Source organism: Delftia sp. S65 (assembly GCF_016516495.1).
In the GTDB taxonomy this organism is placed as follows: domain Bacteria; phylum Pseudomonadota; class Gammaproteobacteria; order Burkholderiales; family Burkholderiaceae_C; genus Comamonas; species Comamonas acidovorans.
Genome location: NZ_JACVUR010000013.1, coordinates 124,405 through 144,507 on the forward strand (window position 1 = coordinate 124,405; position 20,103 = coordinate 144,507).

General features: G+C 64.4%; 21 protein-coding genes, 1 tRNA gene and 1 pseudogene. 7 read left to right on the forward strand and 16 right to left on the reverse strand.

Going from position 1 to position 20,103, the window contains the following annotated elements:
• Positions 1-93: 93 nt before the first annotated feature.
• From IAE24_RS13880 to IAE24_RS13915, 8 genes and pseudogenes are all read right to left on the reverse strand, one after another.
• On the reverse strand, positions 94-1,317 hold the full coding sequence (locus IAE24_RS13880; protein WP_199960386.1) for a DUF1501 domain-containing protein: 1,224 nt from the start codon (positions 1,315-1,317) through the stop codon (positions 94-96).
• Between the two features lie 5 nt (positions 1,318-1,322).
• Positions 1,323-2,693 (reverse strand): DUF1800 domain-containing protein, encoded by a 1,371-nt coding sequence (locus IAE24_RS13885; protein WP_199960385.1) that lies wholly within the window; start codon positions 2,691-2,693, stop codon positions 1,323-1,325.
• Between the two features lie 57 nt (positions 2,694-2,750).
• Positions 2,751-3,314: a periplasmic heavy metal sensor gene (locus IAE24_RS13890; protein WP_199960384.1), complete on the reverse strand. Its 564-nt coding sequence runs from the start codon at positions 3,312-3,314 to the stop codon at positions 2,751-2,753.
• Positions 3,311-3,838: a hypothetical protein gene (locus IAE24_RS13895; RefSeq protein WP_199960383.1), complete on the reverse strand. Its 528-nt coding sequence runs from the start codon at positions 3,836-3,838 to the stop codon at positions 3,311-3,313. The genes IAE24_RS13890 and IAE24_RS13895 overlap by 4 nt, the downstream gene beginning before the upstream one ends.
• Positions 3,835-4,455, reverse strand: a pseudogene (locus tag IAE24_RS13900) (RNA polymerase sigma factor). Before IAE24_RS13900 ends, IAE24_RS13895 begins: the two are co-directional and overlap by 4 nt.
• A 42-nt stretch (positions 4,456-4,497) precedes the next feature.
• Positions 4,498-4,761, reverse strand: a complete 264-nt coding sequence (locus IAE24_RS13905) for a hypothetical protein (protein ID WP_199960382.1) — start codon at positions 4,759-4,761, stop codon at positions 4,498-4,500.
• A 210-nt stretch (positions 4,762-4,971) separates the two neighbouring features.
• A tRNA-Gly gene (locus tag IAE24_RS13910) sits at positions 4,972-5,045 on the reverse strand.
• Positions 5,046-6,760: 1,715 nt separating this feature from the next.
• The gene (locus IAE24_RS13915; protein WP_199960381.1) at positions 6,761-7,174 is read right to left on the reverse strand and encodes a hypothetical protein; all 414 of its coding nucleotides are present in this window, start codon (positions 7,172-7,174) and stop codon (positions 6,761-6,763) included.
• A 1,099-nt stretch (positions 7,175-8,273) separates the two neighbouring features.
• Between IAE24_RS13915 and IAE24_RS13920 the strand changes: the two genes are divergently transcribed.
• The 3 genes from IAE24_RS13920 (at position 8,274) to IAE24_RS30275 (ending at position 10,220) form a co-directional block, all read left to right on the forward strand.
• Positions 8,274-8,423 carry a hypothetical protein gene (locus IAE24_RS13920; RefSeq protein ID WP_199960380.1) on the forward strand — a complete coding sequence of 50 codons (150 nt, stop codon included), beginning with the start codon at positions 8,274-8,276 and terminating at the stop codon, positions 8,421-8,423.
• A gap of 114 nt (positions 8,424-8,537) precedes the next feature.
• On the forward strand, positions 8,538-8,978 hold the full coding sequence (locus IAE24_RS13925) for a hypothetical protein (RefSeq protein WP_199960379.1): 441 nt from the start codon (positions 8,538-8,540) through the stop codon (positions 8,976-8,978).
• A gap of 399 nt (positions 8,979-9,377) precedes the next feature.
• A complete protein-coding gene (locus IAE24_RS30275) occupies positions 9,378-10,220 on the forward strand; it encodes a hypothetical protein (protein WP_233626170.1) in 843 nt (280 codons plus the stop codon).
• A gap of 139 nt (positions 10,221-10,359) precedes the next feature.
• Here the strand turns inward: IAE24_RS30275 and IAE24_RS13935 are convergent, their stop codons facing one another.
• Positions 10,360-10,620 carry a putative hemolysin gene (locus IAE24_RS13935; RefSeq protein WP_096916478.1) on the reverse strand — a complete coding sequence of 87 codons (261 nt, stop codon included), beginning with the start codon at positions 10,618-10,620 and terminating at the stop codon, positions 10,360-10,362.
• A 134-nt stretch (positions 10,621-10,754) separates the two neighbouring features.
• On the opposite strand from IAE24_RS13935, the gene IAE24_RS13940 reads away from it, so the two are divergent.
• Both IAE24_RS13940 and IAE24_RS13945 read left to right on the forward strand, forming a co-directional pair.
• The gene (locus tag IAE24_RS13940) at positions 10,755-11,042 is read left to right on the forward strand and encodes an H-NS histone family protein (protein WP_012205896.1); all 288 of its coding nucleotides are present in this window, start codon (positions 10,755-10,757) and stop codon (positions 11,040-11,042) included.
• 1,025 nt (positions 11,043-12,067) lie between these two features.
• The gene (locus tag IAE24_RS13945; protein WP_199960378.1) at positions 12,068-12,856 is read left to right on the forward strand and encodes a class I SAM-dependent methyltransferase; all 789 of its coding nucleotides are present in this window, start codon (positions 12,068-12,070) and stop codon (positions 12,854-12,856) included.
• A 38-nt stretch (positions 12,857-12,894) separates the two neighbouring features.
• Here the strand turns inward: IAE24_RS13945 and IAE24_RS13950 are convergent, their stop codons facing one another.
• From IAE24_RS13950 to IAE24_RS13965, 4 genes are all read right to left on the reverse strand, one after another.
• On the reverse strand, positions 12,895-13,176 hold the full coding sequence (locus IAE24_RS13950) for a hypothetical protein (protein WP_012205894.1): 282 nt from the start codon (positions 13,174-13,176) through the stop codon (positions 12,895-12,897).
• A 151-nt stretch (positions 13,177-13,327) separates the two neighbouring features.
• Complete coding sequence (locus tag IAE24_RS13955; RefSeq protein ID WP_199960377.1) at positions 13,328-13,594, reverse strand: hypothetical protein; 267 nt, start codon at positions 13,592-13,594, stop codon at positions 13,328-13,330.
• Complete coding sequence (locus IAE24_RS13960; protein WP_225613976.1) at positions 13,591-13,773, reverse strand: hypothetical protein; 183 nt, start codon at positions 13,771-13,773, stop codon at positions 13,591-13,593. The genes IAE24_RS13955 and IAE24_RS13960 overlap by 4 nt, the downstream gene beginning before the upstream one ends.
• Positions 13,774-13,934: 161 nt before the next feature.
• Entirely contained in the window at positions 13,935-14,345 is a 411-nt protein-coding gene (locus IAE24_RS13965; protein ID WP_180319407.1) for a hypothetical protein, read from the reverse strand.
• An 820-nt stretch (positions 14,346-15,165) separates the two neighbouring features.
• Between IAE24_RS13965 and IAE24_RS13970 the strand changes: the two genes are divergently transcribed.
• Together IAE24_RS13970 and cyoE are read left to right on the forward strand one after the other, a co-directional pair.
• Positions 15,166-16,365, forward strand: a complete 1,200-nt coding sequence (locus IAE24_RS13970) for a COX15/CtaA family protein (protein ID WP_180319408.1) — start codon at positions 15,166-15,168, stop codon at positions 16,363-16,365.
• Complete coding sequence (gene cyoE / locus IAE24_RS13975; protein WP_099733458.1) at positions 16,362-17,267, forward strand: heme o synthase; 906 nt, start codon at positions 16,362-16,364, stop codon at positions 17,265-17,267. The genes IAE24_RS13970 and cyoE overlap by 4 nt, the downstream gene beginning before the upstream one ends.
• Before the next feature lie 80 nt (positions 17,268-17,347).
• Here the strand turns inward: cyoE and IAE24_RS13980 are convergent, their stop codons facing one another.
• The 3 genes from IAE24_RS13980 to IAE24_RS13990 all read right to left on the reverse strand — a co-directional run bounded on the left by IAE24_RS13980 (position 17,348) and on the right by IAE24_RS13990 (position 20,058).
• Positions 17,348-17,884 (reverse strand): response regulator transcription factor, encoded by a 537-nt coding sequence (locus IAE24_RS13980; protein ID WP_013802156.1) that lies wholly within the window; start codon positions 17,882-17,884, stop codon positions 17,348-17,350.
• A 29-nt stretch (positions 17,885-17,913) separates the two neighbouring features.
• Complete coding sequence (locus IAE24_RS13985; RefSeq protein ID WP_013802157.1) at positions 17,914-19,215, reverse strand: ATP-binding protein; 1,302 nt, start codon at positions 19,213-19,215, stop codon at positions 17,914-17,916.
• 129 nt (positions 19,216-19,344) lie between these two features.
• Positions 19,345-20,058 carry an SURF1 family protein gene (locus tag IAE24_RS13990; RefSeq protein WP_199960376.1) on the reverse strand — a complete coding sequence of 238 codons (714 nt, stop codon included), beginning with the start codon at positions 20,056-20,058 and terminating at the stop codon, positions 19,345-19,347.
• Positions 20,059-20,103: the final 45 nt, after the last annotated feature.

Below are 20,103 nucleotides of genomic sequence, written 5' to 3' on the forward strand. Positions count from 1 at the left end.
CCACCGGTCAGATCTCGCCAGATCTTGCGCACATGACACAAGGGCCGGCCGCCTTGGGCGCCGGCCCTTTTCATGTTGGCGTGCGGCCCGCGTTCAGGCTCTCAGCAATGGCGGCAGCGACCGCGCCGGGGCCCCGCCTGCCAGGGCATGGCCTTGGGGGAACAGGTTGCGCGCCAGCCGCTGCGGGTCGATGCCGAAGCATTCGCCGGCTGCCGAGGCAATCAGCGCATCGACGCTGGTGGTCGGTTTCAGGTCCCGGTTCTCCAATAGCTGGGCAGGCTGCAGGCCAGGCCAGTCGGCCAGCACGCGGCCGCCCTGGACCGCGCCGCCCATCAGCATGGCGACGGCGCCTGTTCCGTGGTCGGTGCCACCGGTGCCGTTGGCCGCGGCCGTGCGGCTGAACTCGGTGGCCACCAGCACCACGGTCTGCGACCAGGCATCGCCGAGGCCGTCATGCAGCGCCGCAATCAGTGCATCGAGGTTCTTGAGCTGGGCTGCCAGCCGATTGTTTTGTGCACTGTGCGTGTCCCAGCCGCCGGTTTCGATCATGGCGATGCGCGGCCCGTCCTGGCGGGCAAGAAAGCCGGCTGCCAGCTTGCCCAGGCTGGCGCCATCCAGGCGCGGCCGGTTGTTGCCACCGTCCATGGCCACGCCGCGCGTGTCCATGGCGGAAGTCCAGAGAGCATGCAGCTGCGCATCTCCCTCGTAGAGCCTGGCCACGCGCAGCAGCAGGTCATCACTGGCCTGGGGCAGGGAGGAAGGCGCGTAGGAGGCCACTTCCGCCGGCCCGCGCAGCGCCATGGGCACGGTGGGCGCGAAGGCAATGGCCTCTTGCCGGTGCGGCAACTGGGCGACCAGGCGGTTGAGCCAGCCGTCCTTGACCTGGTAGGGCGCGCTGCCTCCGGTTTCCAGCACGTTCTGGCCGTCGAAATGAGATCGGTCGCTGTAGGGCGATGCGACCGCGTGCACGAACAGCGCCTGGCCCTGGGCGTAGAGCCTGCCGGTCTCGGCCAATGAGGGATGCAGCGCGAACATGCCGTCCAGCCGCGTGGCTGCAGCCGTGTCCACGGCGATGGCGCCGCGCAGCCGGGCGTAGCCGGGGTCGGCATAGGGAATCAGGGTCTCCAGCCCGTCGGCCGCGCCGCGCTGGATGATGAACACGAAGCGGCGCTCGGTGGCTGCACGCGCCAGCGCCAGGTGGGGCGCGGCCAGTGCCAGCCCGGTGCCTGCGGCCAGCAGGCCCAGGAAATGTCGGCGATTGCGCCTGGCCATCGTGCTGGTCGCGATGTTCGTGGCGGTCGTATGGATCGTGGTCATGGTGTTCACCTGCGCAGGAAGTCGGGCGAGACCAGCAGCAGCGCGAGTGCGCCGCTGCCGCTTTCGGATCGGGCAATGGCCTCGGCCGTGCCCGCACCCAGTGCATCGCCGGGCAACAATCGGGGTGCCAGCGCGCGCGCATCGACGCTGTTGCCGGCCTGGGCTGCGAGCCGCTGCGCCAGCTCGACACGGCGCACCAGCGCATCGGGCGCAGCCCAGCTGGCGGCGATGTCGTCGTAGCCGGCCGGCGAGCCGGGCCGCCACACCGGCTGTCCGAGCTGGTTGAGCAGGCCGGCAGCCTGAGCACCCTTCAACTCGCGCCGGCCCAGTGCGCGCATTGAGGAGACGGCCCATTCCCAGGGTGTCTTGAACTTCGTGGCTGGCGCGGCCCAGGGTTCTGGCGAATCGATCAGCGTGCGGTAGACGGCTGGCAGGTCCCCGCCGCTGCGCTGGTAGGCGGCCGCAAGGCGCTGCACCAGCGCGGGCGGCGGATCGTCGGCGACGAAGTGTCGTGCCAGCTTGGTCGCGACATGGAGCGCGGTAGCGGGGGAGGCCGCCAGGTCGCGCAGGATGGCCAGCGCCTGCTCCTGCCCGCCTGCGGCATAGCTGCGGCCCAGCAGGCGGCGCGGTCCGGGCTCGTGCAACGCCGGGCGGTACTGGAAGCCGGCGCTGGCGGCCGGGCTGCCTGCGTCATTGCCAAGGCTCCAGCCGGTGAGCGCGCGGGCGAACTCGGTCACGTCCTGCTGGGTGTAGCCGCTGCGCACGCCCAGGGTGTGCAGCTCCATGATTTCCCGCGCCAGGTTTTCGTTCAAGCCGCGTGTCTTGTCCGGGTTGCGCCGGGCGGCGCGCTGTGCAGCGGGGCTGGCGGGTCCCACCGACTGTGCCTGGTCCAGATAGACCAGCATGGCCGGGTGGCGCACGGCGGCAAGCAGCAGGTCCTCGAAGCGGCCCAGCACGTGCGGGCGTATGGCCTCGGCCTCGTAGGCGCCGGCCAGGTCGAGCACCACGGGCTTTTCCACCGAGACCGCGAAGTGGTTCGACCAGAAATGCACCAGGCGTTCCACAAACGGCGCGGGTGTGTCGATGGCGCTGGCCAGGCGCGCGTTCACTGCGTCCAGATAGCCGTTGCGTGCGCCACGGCGCAACTGCTGGCGGGCGGCGGCGCGCTGGTCTTCAGGCAGGCTGCGCAGCTCGCGCTGCCGGGACTGGTAGTCGGACAGCAGCGCGTCCGTGTCCGTGTGACCGGCCCAGGCAGGGGGCTGTGGCTGGTAGCGCGCGAACTGGTCCAACAGCCAGCGCTGCGGGTCGGCGGGCAGTGCCTCGTCAGGGCGGGCACCCAGGCCGAAGCGGTTCAGGGCGATGGCGGCAGAATTCATGGCTTCACCTCGAAAAATCGCGGGCGTGGCGGGCGTGGCAGGCGTGTCCTGTGCTCCTCAGCGCCTGGCCGGGGATGCGGGCACATGGAAGGGGCCTTGCTGCGCTGCCAGCCCCTGCACCAGTGTCTGTCGCTCGGCCGGCGTGAGCTGGGCCGCGAAGTCGACCACGTGCGCCTCCACGCGCTCGCGCACCGCCGTGTCGGCGGCCCGGGTGCGTGCCAATGCAGCCTCGACGGCAGCGCGATCGAACTGCGGCGAAGCCAGCAGTCGAACCACCTCGGCGCGGCCTTCGCGGCTGCCTTGGGTCAGCGCAGCAGCCTCGCGCCGCACTTCACGCAGTCCTGTGCGGAAAGCCTGGCGCCGCTCGGGCGGCAGGCCGTCTGCGGCAAAGCGCAGTCCGCGCGCAGTGGCCGGGGGGCTGCCTGCCTGTGCTCCGGTGGGCGTTCCTGTCTGCGTGGATGCGGCTACCGACCTGGCCTCGGCCTGGTGTGCCCACCAGCGCCAGGTGCCACCGGCAATGCCGCCCACCAGAAACAGATTCAGCAGGGCAGAGGCCCACAGCCAGCGGCGCAGGTGCGTCGTGCGGGGGGCATCGCCGATGGGGGATTCGTTCATCGTCATTCCTCGCTTCCTTCCACCAAGGCGCCGCCCATGTCGAAGGCGGTGCCCGGCCACCAGCCGCCTTCGGACTGTGCCGGCCGGGCTGTGGGCAAGGCCGTGCCTATCAGCAAGGCCACGGCCAGGGCGCCTGCGGCCACACCGGCCAGGCCCGCACCGGCGATGCTGGCGCCGGACCACCAGCCATGCCAGGGCTTGCGGCCGCTGGCGCGCACCGGCCGTGCGGGCGCGGTACGACGGGGCTGCGGCCATGCATGCGGCGATGGTTGGCCTGGCGCAGTCGCCATGCCTGGGCGAGCTTGCAAACCGGCCAGCACCGCGCTTGCCAGCGCTGCGCTGGGGGGCGCGACGGCATGGCTGCCCAGCAGAGTGTCGATTTCATTCGCACGGGCGAGCAAGGCCCGGGCCGCAGGCGCAAAGGCCGGCTGTTCCATCAGCGCGCGTGCCGCCGCCTGCTCCTGTGCCGGCCAGCGCCGCAGGTCGGCGCCCCAGGCGTTGGCCAATTGTTCAAAGCGATCTGGCGTCATGGCGGTGATCCTCCAGGGTCTGCGGGTGCCGGTGCGGGTGCAGCGATTGCACTCGTGCTTGCGTCCTGCAGGCGGGCGCGCAAGCTGCGCCGCGCACGGGCCAGCAGGCTTTCCAGGGCATCCACGGAGACGCCCATGAGTGCTGCCGCCTCGGCCTGGGGCAGCGCCTGGTAGTAGTGCAGCACCAGCGCCTCGCGCTGGCGCGTCGGCAGTGCATCCAGGGCTGCGGCGACTCGGGCGCTGTGCTGCGCGTGGTCCAGCTGCTGCTCCGGTGTGGGCCCGGGGTCGGCGAAGGCGGCGGCTTCGGCGTGCTCGTCCAGCGCTTCTTCGCGCCGCACCGCGCGCCGGCGGAGCCGGTCGCGGCACAGGTTGAGCACCACCTCATGCAGCCAGGTGTCGAAGCGGGCCTGGCCCGGCCGCCAGTGGCCCACCTGCTGCCAGGCGCGCACCAGGCCTTACTGCGCCACCTCTTCAGCCTCGGCCCGGTTGCCCAGCAGGCGCTGGGCCAGACCCAGCATGCGTGGCAGCTTGCGCTCCACCAGTTCGCGGGCGGCCTGCGGCTCACCGCGGGCCAGTCTCGCCAGCAGGTCGGCATCCGGGTCATCGATTTCAGCCAAAGGGCATCGGTGTAGTGGCGGGGTCAGCCAGCGTCGCGCGGCTCAACGCCAGCCGCGATGCCAGCCGTAGACCGGATGGTGCCAGCCCCAGCCGTAGCGCGGGTGGTATTGCCATACGAAGCCGACGCTGGGCATCGGATAGGCAGGCGCCACATAGGCGACGCCCGGCGGCACCACATAGGGCCCAGGCGCCACGGGCGCAACAGGCGCTACCACGCAGCCGGGCAGTGCGGCCAGGCTGCCGGCGGCAAGCGCCAGCGCAAGCGGACGGACAGCGCGGCGAACAGTCAAACGCAATGAGGACATGAAAGACTCCTGCATCGGCCACATCAGGCGGCCTTATTGCGTTCAACGCGCGGGCAGCACGGATCCGTCGCGGAGGAGCGAAAAAATGTCGCGGAGAAAAGCGGGGGAGAGGTCGGAGGCGGGAGAGATCGGGCCCGCGCGGAAGGCGGTCCGTGGGGATATCAGTGGCGGATGTGTATCCGGGACTGATGGACTTTGCTCCAGGAAATCTGGAGCGGGCGAAGGGAATCGAACCCTCATCATGAGCTTGGGAAGCTCAGGTCCTGCCATTGAACGACGCCCGCTTCTACTGGTGGATCAGCATCTTACGCGATGCCGGCATTTGACCCAATGCGGAGCGGTCCGCATCTTCAACATCCTGTCCTTCATGCCGCACCGGCATAAACCTCCGCTTGGTCGCCTGAACCTTGGCGCCGCTGGCACTTCGCTGTGCGCACCCGATGTATGCCCGCCTTGCATCTCTACAAAGCGGGCCAAAGCCGCAAGCGGACCCCGCAAAAAAGAAGCCCGCCAGCGGTGCTGCGAGCTTGTGAATGCCTGCAACGTGCAGGTACGAGGAAGAAAAAGTCCGGTGCCCTTTTCAGGGCATGCCTATGAATTCCAGGAGGAGAACCATGAGTCAACCATAGGCCCGGCTGTTAACCGCATTTCAGCTCGTGACGGGGAACATCGGCCCTGCCAGCGTGGAGATGTACAGCGAGATGAGGGTCACGACGGACCAGAAAAATGTGAGGAAAATATGTCGCATCACAATCTCCTTCAAGTCATTGAACAAGTGAGCGAACCGCCCGAATGCAAGCCTTCGCAAAACGTCGGAAGGGGCTGCGAGATCTGGTGCTGCGCAACTGAATGAGCTGGTAGCTGCCCCTTACCGGAAAGGCATCCAGGAGACTCCGGTGGTAGCGGGCATCAGGGTCTGGATTGAAAGACTCACTCGGTACGACTTGACTCATGCTTATCTCCATCAGCGGGGCATTGCGGGTCTCGGGACTGACGCTATTTCAACTGCTTGTGAGACTTCCCTGTGCGAGCCAAGTCAGGGTGCTCGTGTAGGTCGAGCATGTCCCGTATGTATGAGTTCTTTCGACACGGTGTCCGCTTGGAGCTGCGGCCGTTGAAGGGCAAGCGTGTCGCGTTGCTTCTATCAGCGCGCCACGTCCGGCCAGCGTTCGTCCGTCATCAGGATGGATGAATTGCTGGGGTGCGGGCGCTGCGATCCGGCAACGAAAAGGGCCCGCAAGCGGCGAAGCTGCGGGCCCTGGAAGAAAAATGCCGATGCCGTGGTGGCGTGCCTGGGGAAGGGATTTGAGAGGGAGGGAGGAGAAAGCTCCCAGGCTCGGCGGAATCCGTTGCTGGCCAGTATGCAGACCTTTTCTGAAGGAAAGCTTTACGTCGTGTAAAGAAGTTGCAGGTCTGCTGTGTGATGCAGTTGGGCCGTGGCTTGACGGCGGCCGTGTTCGCGCCTGCTCCGCGCTTAGGAGGTTCAGGTCGCGCTGTCAATACGCTCTTCCGGGATGGGCGCGGTGACCTAATGCGGCCAGCTCCGCCGGATTGGCGAGCTTGAAGCGGCAGGAATCGCCAATGTATTTGACAAATTTCCCGGTGGCTGGGTCTTGTGCCAGGCAGGCGGAATCCTTCTACAGCAGGACATCCGGGATGAGGGCCACCCGGCATTGGATTGGGGCTCAACGCCGGATCACGCCGACACGGACACTTTGCTGCTGGTGCTGACGCCGGACGAGATCTGCAGGGCCGCGCTCAAGGCTCTCCAGCAATCTGTCCGCATAGAACCGACTTGGGCACCTGGTACGGGTCAACCTTCATTCCGTAGAAGAGGTATGCCCGGTTCTGCTGCACCCAGATGTAGGAGGCCAGTACATCCGCAGCAGTGCGTTGGACAGTGGGGCGCTGCCGCCACAGTTGCTGCAGTTGGGCTTCACGGTCAGCTTTTTCATGAGGTAGTCAACTCGACATAAGCGTAAGTAAAAGAAATTGCGCCTTATGATTCGAGCTTCAAATACGGCTCGAATACCTTGTTGATTCTTTCATCTTGTTTGTAGAGTTTCGAAATTAACTCGTGTTGCTTCTGAAGTGCTTGCTTTTTAGTTGCTTGGTCGTGGGCATCAACAATTTCACTGCGAACAATGCGGAATTCATGAAGAAGATCCCAGAGTTCAATTCTTAGATATTTATTTACATCATCGTCAAAGAGCCAGCGCGCAGCACGGATATTTGACAGGTATTTGAGTGCTGCGCTATCTGGATCATCGTCTTGGTGGGCCATCGTGTCGATGACGCCCTTGGCGGTTTGATAGATAGCCCAGCGCCGATCAAATAAGTCCAACCTAAGTTTGTTGCGTGCTGTCGTTGCTGCCGCAGCTGCGGTTGCTGCTTGCTGCTTGCTGCTTGGCAATGCTCTCTTGGATGCGTCCGAACTTATGAGCCACCCACGCGCCTACGCCTGCCGCGAGCAATGCCGCAAGCAGTGGCGCTACTGCCTTGATAACTTCGAGCCACAAAGGCAGAACTGTCGGTGTCATCCAAAACGCTCCCATTGATATTGATGCCCCCACTGGGGTTCGACGCGCCGAGAGCATATCCGCACACTGCCATGAAGCAACCAAGGAGCGCTCATGGCCACCAATCCTTTCCTCGAAGAAGCCCGCCGACGTGATGCTCTGGTGGGCCAGATCCCAACCGGTGGTCAGCGGCAGGCCCCGGCAGCCGATGGCTCGCAAGGCAACATTCTGAACAACGACCTCGGCCGCAACTTGGCAGCGCTGCCCAGCGTAGTCAACATTCCGGGAGCAGCCCTGCGTGGCACTGGCCTGGTCGCGCGAGCCTTCGGTGCGGCCCAGCCCGCAATGTCCGGCGTGGGCCAAGCCGCGCAGGTAGCAGCACCCTATGCGCCGTGGTGGCTGTTGGTGCCGCACTGGCCAGTGCCGCGAATGCCGACACCCCGGGCACCACGCCACCGCCCATGGCCCAGCCTGTGTCGCCCCTGGTACAGGCCGCCCTGGTGACGCCCGTGTCCGCACCTGCTGCCGCACCAGCATGGCGTAGGTTTTATTGCCGAAGGCGTAGGGAGTAAAAGCAACTTACGCCAGAACCTGCACCTAGGTTGCAAGAGTCGCTGGTGCCAGGTTGAAGCTTTGCGACAGGTGCGCTGATAAATACTCAGCGTTGTCAATGCATTTGGCAATTAAATTCGTGCTTCAACAATTACTTGGCCAAAGCTAGCGTCATTCAATGGCAGGACCTGAGCTTCCCAAATTGATATAAGAATCCAGAATTCGTACGTATTTGAAAAATATTTCCGCTTCGCAATACTGAATATTTAAACAGCACGCAAAGCTACTTTTGTTCGCACGCGTACCGCGAATATGGCACGTCCGCCAGCTGTTTCCCCCACCTGAAACGACATCCCCCCTCGGCGCAGTGATGGCAATCGATAGGGCTTTTTGGCGTTTGTGATTCAGGCGACCAATCCTGTGAGGAACGACTGAACCGTCATGGACTACCGCCGCCCACACCTCCCGGCCGCACAACACTGGGACGTCACCCACTGGGACGATGCGCGCGGCGTCGGGGCGTTCGAAAGGCTGCACGACTCGGCCGAGGCAGCGCTGGACTGGGCCATGGAGATGTGCTCGGAGGATTGAGGTCTCAAGAATTGAATGCGATCAATGAGAAGTGACCGGTATTCACCGTCTTATTCAATGAAACAAGATTAATCAACACAATAGAATGGACCTTCCATTCAAGGAGGATTTTTTATGCTGATCAAACAAATTATTTCTGCCGCTGCAATTACATTTTTCGCAGGAGCATCTTATGCTTGGAATTTAGTGTACTCGCATGATGCAAGCGGGAATCCAACAGGGGGATCACTGCAGACACTGCGAACGGCGGTGAGCAACGGCTCTAGTGTTAAAGTCGCCGTGAACCACAAAAACACCCTCACTTGGGCATTTAACTGCACTCATGTATCCATACGACCAGATGCATCTCAAGGTGTTGTTTGCCTCAGCGAAACGGGGCTCGGAATAGATATTCTTCCTGGTCCGACATTTGCAAATGTGGTTACTCCGCCGAACTCTGTTCACTACGCAGTCAACACCCTTGGACAGTTTGTCGAGACCAACATAGCTCACAATGGCGGTTCGGTTCTTAACCGCCAGTCTACCAATCAACCCATGCAATGGTTCGTTGATTAATTTACAGCCGGCAGGCTCGGGATCACGGGCCTGCCGGCGCCGAGGGTCTGGACATCAACTGCTTGCCCTGCAGCTTTGGCTACCATATGCTGCGCAGCAGTCGTCGTGTACAGCGTTGACGGCGTGGCGTACTCAAGGACTGCGGAGGGGAGAGCGCCGGCAAATCGGCGGGCAGCATCCCTGACTTGCTCGCGCAGGCCGTCAAAGACAGCGCGTAGCTGGGGGAGATTTCAGTGCTATTCGATTCGCAGTGTGTAAAGCAGCTTCAGCCAAGTTTGTACCTGCTTGTGCAGGAGGTGACGGATTGAGATTGGTTGCTTCCCAAGCTCACAAGACGTGCACATGTCGCCAATCCGTGCGTGTCGTACGATGCGCTGCTGATCAGCACCTTGAGGGAGCATGCGACAAAAGAAGAACTGGCTCCGCCGCGGCCTTGGCCTGTTGCTGGGCCTGCTGCCACTGTGGCTTGCGTCGGCGTCGCTGGCACAGGCCCTGGACGATCCGCAGACCGAAGCTCTATGGCTTGCTGGCGCGGCTCTGGCTGTGGGCGCGTTCAACTTCGCGTTGGCGTTTCTGCGCCCCTTATGGCTCTGTAGGGTTCGAGGCCTCACCAAGTTCTCGCACGTCTCAGGTGCCCCAGGGATCGGATCGCTGTTGGTCCTGCTGGCCTGCGTGTTTGGCTTTGGCGGCTTGGTCACCAGCGTGCTCGCTCTCATGGCTGTGCTGCTGGACACAGGCGGCGCACCCTGGTTCTTGGCTTCTACTTGGCGTGACTCTTCCTTATGGGACAGCGGCCATTCGGGCGGGGAAAAGGCCGAATCACGGATCTCGGGATTAGCCGACGAATCTGTGCCAACGATCTTGCCGACCGATCTGGGTCAGAGCCCCAGGCTGCTGAACGCGGAGGTATCGGCCTCACCGTATGACGAGCATTACGAGATGGCGCTTGTTTATTGCGTGGACCGCACGGCGAACCATGTGTTCTCGCTCACCCGTTTTCCCGATCAGGATGAGATCGAGCTGATGGTACTGGACCAGTTGGTAACAAGGGTGCGAGACCTTGAAGTCACCCTGGATGGCCAAGTGCTGCGCGCTGATTTACCGCCGGAGGTCGCGCGGGATTTGGACGGAACACGCCAGTACGTTGTGACCCTGATGGCCACCGAGGTGGAACTGCAGCAGGTGAAGGACGCATTGGCCAAGATCTTCGAGGGCAAGGCCGGGCTGTTCATTGCCTCGTGATCGGAGCCCGCGCAAGAAAAAGGCTCGCTGGGGGGTATCGCTGCCTGCGCGGCCGTGAGCTGAGCATATGGCTGTGCATTTGCGCAGTGACGGCGGGGTGTTAACGGCTTGCTTGTGTTTCGTGCAGAGCACTATCCCACTACTTGGCCGGATGGTCCTTGCGGTACAGCGTCCACTCTTCCATTTCCGTCCCGTTCGGCAGCACGCAGATGCCTTCCTGGCCCTGGGGCGTCTTCTCCATCCGAACTTGTCCGCCGATTTCACCGCAATAGACCGATGCGGGATTGGCCATGCCCACGGAGGGTGCCAGCTTCTGTTGGGCGCATGCGCTGAGTGCCAGTGCCACCAGGGCCACCAGGGCCACCAGCGCGATTCCTGAGAGTTCCAGTGCTTTGTTCATTGCGCCACTCTATACCTCTGGAGGTTGGGAGTGTTGTTGCGTCCGCAACCTTCGGTTTGCGATGCAAAGGTATGTCAGCGCGGCATTTTGTGCATAGAATGCTGACTCGCTAGCATACAACCCAAGAAAAGTCCATGACACCTGATTACAAGACGCTCCTGCAGCAAAAGGCAGAGATCGAAGCACGCATTGCCGAAGTCCTGAAAGCCGAAAAAGGCGGGGCCATCGCCAAGGTTCGCGAGCTCGTCCAGCAATTCCAATTGACCCAGGAAGATGTGTTCAGCACGGGCAAGCGCAAGTCGCCCGTCGGTGCAGGCGTGCCCAAGTACCGTGATCCGTCCACTGGCGCAACGTGGACCGGCCGGGGCAAGCCTCCTGCGTGGATCAAGGATGCAGTGGACCGCACTGCCTTCGAAATCTGACCAACAGCCCGCACTCGCGGGCTTTGTCTTTTCTGGCCACTTGCGCTCAGTGGGCCCACGGCAGTTCACAAGCGTCACCTTGCGCCAAGGCCGACGCCCTTGTCATGCTCTGCGCTGATTGCCTTAGCTGTGCTTGTCCGACAGGGCTGGTCCCGGGCGGCGACCATGCTTGAGGCCATGAAAAAACCTACTCCCAACACCCCGGGCCAAGTGCCCACCTCGTCGTCCCGCAACCGGTTCGCCACCAAGCGAACCATGTACATCGTTGCCGCTATCGTGGCTGTGGCACTGGTGATCATGTTTGTGCCCTGGTAGGCGCGCATCGACGTACCGCTCCCGCGCCCCGTTCATGTCCGCAAGGGCATGAGAAAGCCCGCCATCTGGCGGGCTTTCGTTTTGGGGAATCGCTTGCCTCAGTGCGCGTGGTGCGCCGTGGGTGCTTGCGCCGGGGGGAGTTGGGCCAACTTCTGCGAGCAGTCGCTGCACACATGCCACGCGTGGAATTGGCGGGCTCCTGTGGCGGGTTTTTCCTGTTCGCACTGGATGCAGAAGACGGCGGGGGCCAGGTCCATGAGCCGGATCGGCTCTCGGCCTTTCTTGGGACTACGCATAGCTCTCCTTCAAAGTGTTGCTCCTCGGTATCCATTGGGCGCCGGGTTGGGAAAGGCCGGTCGTCAGCGGGCGCGCCATGGCGCAGCAGAAGCCAGCGCCATCGAGGGTGCGTGTTCAACTTACAGCCAAGCCGTCTCACGGTTGTGACTTCCGCATGACCGTGTGGGGAACGCGCCGCAGTGGTTTGACAGTGCAATTTGCGCAGTCTTAGAATTTGCCTCTTCCATTCCTGCGACCGCTGCGAGCCTGACATGAACCTGTGACGCCTTCGGACCCTAGTCCGACCGATCCCCCGAAGCCCATTTCCGGCCCACGGCGGACGCCCGCGTCACCACCTGCATGCCCGTTGACTGCTCCGCGTTTTCTGAACGCAACCTCGCGTCGCCGTGCGGCCTCTTTATGAAAGAGTGCCCATGACAGAACCCATCGACATCCTTGCCCACAACACCGCTGCCTGGAACCTGCAGGCAGCGAAAGACTGCGACTGGTCTCGCCCGGTCGACAGCGCTGAAATAGCCCGGGCCCGTGTCGGAAGCTGGCAGGCGCGGCTCACGCCCGGCCCCTTGCCAGCGGGCTGGCTGGGTGATGTGCGCGGCCTGCGCATCCTCTGCCTTGCCAGTGGAGGCGGGCAGCAGGGACCCATTCTTGCGGCGGCGGGTGCGCAGGTCACCGTGTTCGATGCCTCCGCCGGGCAGCTTGCACAGGACCGCCATGTTGCGCAGCGCGAAGGCCTTGCGCTGACCTGCGTGCAGGGCGATATGCGCGATCTGGGCGTTTTTGCAGATGCCGGCTTCGATGTGATCTTTCACCCCATCTCCAACCTCTACGTGCCTGATGTGCGGCCCGTATGGCGTGAATGCGCGCGGGTGCTCGCGAAGGGTGGGCGCCTTCTGTCCAGCTTCTGGAATCCGGTGGTCTTCGTGGAGGACCGCGATCCCGCGTTGCGCGAGCAAGGGCTCATGCGGCCTGCGCGGCGCCTTCCGTATTCCGATGTGGTGGATTTGCCGCCCGCAGCGCTTGATGCCAAGCGGGAGCGCAATGAGGCGCTGGTGTTCGGCCATACGCTGGCCGATCAGATCGGCGGCCAGCTGGATGCGGGGTTGGTGCTGACGGGCTTTCATGAAGACTGGCAGCCCCATGCCCGTTTTGTGATCGAGAAGTTCGTGCCGACCTTCATTGCGACACGTTCGGTGAAACTCTGAAGGTGCTGCGGCCTGGCCTTGCCGCCTTCAGGTCGCCCTCAGGTGCGCAAGGCCGGTGTCCAGGTCTGTTGCTGGGCGGGTTCGGTCACGGGCTGCGCCGGCTTCGGTCGGGGAGCCGGGCCCTTGGCCTGGGACGATGGCTGGGCCTGCCGTGCTTGCTCGGCGCCGGATTTGGCCAGCAGCATCATCACGGCCATGCAGATCAGCGTCAGCATGAGCACCACGCAGATGGGACCCAGATCCACGGAGGCGATGTCCAGCCCCTTCAGCGACTGCCAGCGTTCTGAGCGTACTTCCAGTGGTTCTTCGGGATCGGCCATGGCACCTCCACTGCGTTGAGTGTGGACACATGCTAGGCGTAAGTGAGCATGCAAACAATATGGGGACTTCGCCAGGATGTGAGGGTATACAGCAGCCCCGGCTCGGTTGGCTTCACGCTTGAAGGCTCTTTCCGCTGCTGCCGTGTGACAGCTACTTGACCCACATCAACTGCACCGCCACGGCCAGGGCGATGGCCAGCAGCCCCAGCAGCACGGCCATTGCCACGATGGTGACCGCCCTGCAGCGCTTTGCCTTGCGGGGGTTGCGCAAACGGGGCGGGGCGGGAGAGGGCTGCGTGGCATCCAGGGCCGCAATTCTTGCCAGCCAGTCTTCGGCTGTGGGCAAGGTGGAGGTGGGCGATGCGCAGGGTGAGGCGGGGGGCGATGCGGGTGGTGAGACGGGCTTGCCACGGTTCATGGCCCCAGCTCCTGACGCATCTCTTCAAGCACCTGCACGGCGCCCTGGATCATGGCCAGCCTGTGCTGCAGCGCAGCCTTTTGGGCCTGCAGCCGGTCCAGCTGCTCGGCGACCAGCGCCTCGTCGGCCCGCAGCTTCTTCAGCCGCTCCTGTATGGCCTCCATTTCCGGGGCGCTCATCTGCCAATCCTCCAGCATCGAAGGGCGCCGAGCGTGGCCCGGACCCTTCTCACAATTCACACGAATGCCGGCAATTATCTGTGCGCCTTAGTGATTGGCTATGAATGAATTGACATAGATTGTCATCGACCGGCGCAAAAGGCCGAAGGCTGTGCAGTTGTTCAAAGCAGCCAGGTCCTGTTGGGCCGGTTGCCGTCGATTTCCACAAGTCCTGCGTCCTGCAGTATGGGCAGGATGTAGGTGATCACCACGGCTGCGTTGTCGTTGGCCTGTTTGGCCGCAAAGCCCAGAAAGCCGGGCCGGTGCTGGCTGGAGGCCACGATGCAGGGCTGCTCGGCGCCGTGATGCTCCTGGGCCAGATGGCGCAGCACGGCGCCGAAAGCTTCCCGCCTTATGCGCACCGTGTTGCCCTTGTGCGTTCTGACTTCCAGGCCGCTGTCGCTGCGGCGGATGACAGTGAAGGACGCGGTGCGTCCCTTGTCGGGCGTCTTCAGGGGCTTGTCCTGGGCGATGCCGTCCCAGAAGGCATTGAAATCGTTGTTGGAGAGCACGCGCACGAAAAAGAGGTCCATTGCCTGGAGGTTTTCTTGGACGTGGAGTCTCCCCGGCTTCGACTGGCCGAAGATGAGCAAATCTGAGCAGTGCCGCTCAAGGTGCGAGAAATTTGAGGAAGATCCGGCCTTGCCGCGTTCTGACCTCGGTCCCTTCGATAAAGCCCATCAGTCTGGCCGAACCGTCCATGGAGTACAGCGCCGGTCCATCGATGCGGTAGATGGGCCTGGTCCCGCACCGGACGAATTCATCGCCTTCGACACGCCCGATTTCGTTTCCGTGCCCATCAAGCACAGTCCACGAGCCTCCTGCAATCATGGCCTCACCCGGCAGTTGCCGGTTCCCAAGTGAAACCACCAATCTAAGGAACGCGAGGTGTCTGAATCTGAGCGAATCTGAGCAGTCGTGTAAAGCTGGGCTGCCGACGCCTTGGGCAGGGTCCTGTGGAAATTTGTGTGCGCCAGGCCCAAGCCGCATCGCACCGGCCAAAAGAAGCTGGCTGCGATCTAGGGGCACTGCATGCGTGGGCGATTGAGTGGTTCGCAGCCAAGTAGAATTGTTTCATATCAAAGACATGCTGCTCTGAAAGTTGCAGCGACCGGGCCCGCTTGGCGGGCCTTGTGCATGGGGCGCCGTCCCACTGCCTGTATCTGGGTGCATGTCCTGATTCTCTGTAGGCCCGGCCTGCGATCCAATCTCGCGCATGGGGCTGAGCCTTCTCGTCAAATTGCTCTCATTTATGAAGATCTGCTGTCGCCAACCGGATGCGCCTGCGGCATTGCCTTTCGGCTTGCCTGTGGGCCATGCCGTGTGGTGCACGCCGCGCTGCGGAGGGTGGGCGTGAGCGAACAGGCGCTGTACGATCTGGCCCCCGTTCTGGAGCTGATGCTGCTGGGCCTGTTGCTGGCGCTGGGCCCCCTGGCCTGGGTGTGGCTGCGCAATCGCAGCGGCGGCTCGCTCAAGCGGCTGCAGGCGCTGTCGGTGCTCACGCTGTTCCTGACCTTCGATCTGGTGCTGTTCGGCGCCTTCACCCGCCTGACCGATTCCGGCCTGGGCTGCCCCGACTGGCCGGGCTGCTATGGCAGCGCCAGCCCCATGGGCGCCCGCGCGCAGATTGCCGAGGCGCAGGCCGCTATGCCCACCGGGCCGGTGACGCATGGCAAGGCATGGATAGAGATGGTCCACCGCTATCTGGCAACCACCGTGGGCGTGCTCATCATCGCCATGACCATCATGGCCTGGCGGCGCGCGCGGCGCCTGGGCAGGGCGGGTGGCGCAGGGGCCGAGCGTACAGGGGCGGAGGGCACAGGCGGTGCCCTGAGTCCGTGGTGGCCCACGCTGGCGCTGTTCTGGGTCTGCCTGCAGGGCGCCTTTGGCGCCTGGACCGTGACCATGAAGCTTTTTCCGGCCATCGTGACCCTGCACCTGCTGGGCGGCACGGGGCTGCTGGCCTTGCTGTGCGTGCCCGCCGTGGGGTTGAGCCGTGCTGCGCGCCAGCAAAGGGCGACCGTGATTTCGCCCGCGCTGCGCGCGGGGCTGTGGCTGGGCCTTGCGCTGCTGGTGCTGCAGGTGGCGCTGGGCGGCTGGGTCAGCACCAACTATGCGGTGCTGGCCTGCAGCAGTTTCCCGACCTGCCAGGGCAGCTGGTGGCCGGCCATGGATTTTTCGCAGGCGCTGCAGATCTGGCGTCCGCTGGGCCTGCTGCAGGACGGCAGCAACATCAGCTTTGCGGGCCTCACGGCCATCCACTATCTGCACCGCCTGGCGGCCTATGTGGTGGTGGCTGCGCTGGCCGGGCTGTGGTGGCGTTTGGGTGAAGTGCCCGCACTGGCGTCGCAGCGCCGCGTGCTGGGTGCGTTTTTGGTGCTGCAGGTGCTGACAGGCCTGTCGAACGTGGTGCTCGATTGGCCGCTGGTGGCCGCGGTGCTGCATACGGGCGGCGCAGCTGCGCTGGTGACCGTGATTGTTTGGTGCCTGGCGGCCAGCCGCCCGGGCGCACTGCGGGACGGTCTGCCGGTTGCCCGTGGAGAGATTGCATGAGTAAACAAGCTTCCCTGAGTGTCGAGCCCTCGCGCTGGACACAGTTCTATGCCCTGACCAAGCCGCGTGTGGTGCAGCTGATCGTGTTCTGCGCACTGATCGGCATGGTGCTGGCCGTGCCCGGCTGGCCCAACGCCGACCAGTGGCTGCACATGGCGCTGGCCTGCCTGGGCATCTGGCTGGTGGCGGGCGCGGCGGCCGCCTTCAACTGCCTGGTGGAGCGCCATATCGATGCGCGCATGAAGCGCACCTCCTGGCGGCCCACTGCGCGCGGCGAGCTGAGCAGCCAGCAGGCGCTGGCCTTCTCGGCCATCCTGTGCACGCTGGGCGCGCTGGTGCTGCTGCTGTGCACCAACCCGCTGACCATGTGGCTGACGCTGGCCACCTTCGTGGGCTATGCCGTGATCTACACGGTGATCCTCAAGCCTGCCACGCCGCAGAACATCGTGATCGGCGGCGCCTCCGGTGCCATGCCGCCCGTGCTGGGCTGGGCCGCGATGACGGGCCAGGTCGGTCCCGAGGCGCTGATCCTGTTCCTCATCATCTTCCTGTGGACGCCGCCCCATTTCTGGGCGCTGGCGCTGTATCGCGTGGAAGACTACCGCCAGTCCGGCCTGCCCATGCTGCCCGTGACGCATGGCAGCGAGTACACGCGGCTGCAGATCCTGCTGTACACGGTGATTCTGTTTGCGGCCTGCATGCTGCCCTTCATGTACGGCATGAGTTCCTGGCTGTACCTGGTGGTGGCCGTGGTGCTGAGCGTGGGCTTCTGTGCCTATGCCTTTGCACTGTGGCGCAATTACTCGGACCAGCTGTCGCGCAAGACATTCCGCTTCTCGCTGATCCACCTGAGCGTGCTGTTCCTGGCGCTGCTGGTCGATCACTACCTCTGGCTGGGCTGATGGGTTGATGGCCTGAGGGCCATGGCCGCGCAACGAAAAACCGGGCCCTTGAGGCCCGGTTTGTCTTGGTGCCTGCCGCCTTACTTGATCTGCCGCTTTTCCAGCTTGCGCGCCAGCGTGCGCCGGTGCATGCCCAGGCGGCGGGCGGCTTCGGAGATGTTGAAATCGCTCTCGGCCAGGGTTTCGTGGATGTGTTCCCACTCCAGCGTCTTGATGGAGGTGGGGTTGCGCGACAGTTCCACGTCGGTGCGGCCTTCGAGGCGGCCGAAGGCGGCCTCGATATCGTCGGTGTTGGAGGGCTTGGCCAGATAGTGGCATGCGCCTAGCTTGACCGCCTCCACGGCCGTGGCAATGCTGGCATAGCCTGTGAGCACGACGATCAGCGCCTCGGGGCTGTGCTGGTGCAGCATCTGCACGCAGCTCAGGCCCGACGCGTTGCCCGCCAGCTTGAGGTCCATGACGGCGTACTGCGGCGAGTGCGTCTGCAGCAGCTCGCGCACTTCCTCGGCGCTGGCGGCCTGCAGCACGCGGTAGCCGCGCCGCTCGAACGAGCGCGTCAGCGTGCGCGCAAAGGTCGCATCGTCTTCAACCAGCAGCAGGAGGCGGGAGCTGTCCATGGGCGATTCGGGTTCCTGTGGGCGCCGCTTCAGGCGCCGGGTTCAATGGCAATCGATGACAGGGGCAGGCGGATCTCCACCTCACTGCCCCGCGGCGGGGTGTTCCTCACCTGAACGCGTCCGCCCAGCGAGCGCGCCACGTTGAGCACCAGGAACAGGCCCAGCCCCCGGCCCGGGCGCTCCGTCTTGGTGGAGATATGGCGCTGGCCCAGCTGTTCCAGCACGGCGGGTGCAAAGCCCGGTCCCTTGTCGCGCACGGTGATGCACAGCATGCCGGTGCGCACGGCCAGGTGCAGCGCCACATGGCGGGGGGAGGCTTCGGCCGCATTGTCGAGCACATTGCAAACCATTTGCTGCAACGCGGTATCGGAAAGAATGGGGAAGTCCTCGTCGGCCTGGACATAGTCGAAATGCTCCACGGCGTGGCGTGACTGCCAGTGCGCGACCACGCCGTCCATGAAGGCGCGCAGCGTGGTGGCCTGTGGCGCATCGGCGCGGGTCTCGCCGGCCGACATGAGCACGCTGGAGACGATGGACTTGCAGCGCAGCAGCTGCTGCTGCATTTCCTGCAGGTCGGCCAGCAGGTCGGGGTCTTGCGTGATGGCGGGCATGCGCTGCCAGTCGCCCAGGATGACGGACATGGTGGACAGCGGCGTGCCCAGCTCGTGCGCCGCGCCCGTGGCCAGCAGGCCCATGCGCACGATGTGCTCCTCTTCGCTGGCACGCTGGCGCATGTTGGCCAGCCGTGCGTCACGCCGGCGCAGGTTGGAGACGATGCGGCGCAGGAAGACGACCAGCAGCACCGTGGTCAGCCCGAAGCTGATCAGAATGCCGCTCACATACAGGCCGGGCAGCCCGTCCGGTCCCGCCGCGCCAATGGGCAGGGGCCAGTGCACGATGGCCAGCACCAGGGTGCACAGCGAGGTGCTGGCAACGATGATCCAGGCGTGCACGGGCCGCAGCAGCACGGCGCCCAGAATGCCCTGCAGCAGGAACAGATAGATGAAGGGATTGCTGGCGCCGCCGCTCAAATACAGCTGTATGGCCAGCGCGAGCACGTCGGCCAGCAGGGCCAGGAACAGGTTGCGCGCCGAGATCTGGCGGCGGTGGCTGCGGTACCAGTAGATGTAGCCAAGATTGGTGAAGACGCTGGCCATCAGCACCAGAGCCATGGCCGGCAGCGGCAGGGTGATGCCGAAGCCGTAGTGCACCAGGGAGATGGTGATCACCTGCCCGACCACGGCAAACCAGCGCAGCTGTATCAGCAGCTGCATGTTCTGGCGTTCGGTGGTGCGCTCGACGCGGAACAGGGACTCTGAAGGCGAATTCACGCGGGCGATTGTGCGCTACCGCAGGCAGCCGTGGCGCGGCAGGGTCTTGTAGAGGACTGGCGTAAAAAAGGCCACCGATGTCATCGGTGGCCTTGTTGCCTGGAGCGACGGCTTTGCGGCTCTACGGCTTTACGGCTTGCTGCTTGCCTGCCGGTCATTGCGCCTGACCAGCCAGGCCGCGCCGACCACCATCAGCGCCAGCCCGTACCAGGTCAGCGCATAGACCAGGTGGCTGTTGGGGAAGCGGATCACGGTCATGCCCGGGCGCGGCCAGGTGCCGTCTGCCACGGGCTGGCCCGGCAGGCCTGCGTCGATGAAGTAGGGGGCTGCATGGTCCAGGCCCTGGGCCTGTGCAATGGCCGCCACATCGCGCGAGAACCAGCGCTGCTGCGCGGGATCGTTCTCGCGCAGGAAGCCGCCGCGCGGCTCGCTGACGCGCAGCAGGCCAGCCACCGTCACCGGGTCCTGGGGCGCCTGTGCGGGCTGATCCTGCCAGCGCGCGCGCTGCGCTGTGGGAATGAAGCCCCGGTTCACCAGCACCTGGTTGCCGTCGTCCATCTGCAGCGGCGTCAGCACCCAGAAGCCGGCGCCCAATTCGGTCACGGCCTGGGTCAGCACGGTCTTGCCGGCCAGCCAGTGGCCGCTGGCCTGCACGGCGCGGTACTCGTGGTCGGCGGCCGTGATCTGCGGCCATTCGGCGGGCGGGGGCAGGGCCGCGGGCGCGGCGTGCACGCGCTGGTCCACGCGCTCTATCAAGTCCAGCTTCCAGGCACGGCGCTGGACCTGCCAGCTGCCCAGGAAGATGAAGCCCAAAAACAAGGCGATGCCCACCGAGATGAGCATCGCCTGAGCGAGTGGGGGCCGCGGGGGCGGCGCCCGCCGCCCCGC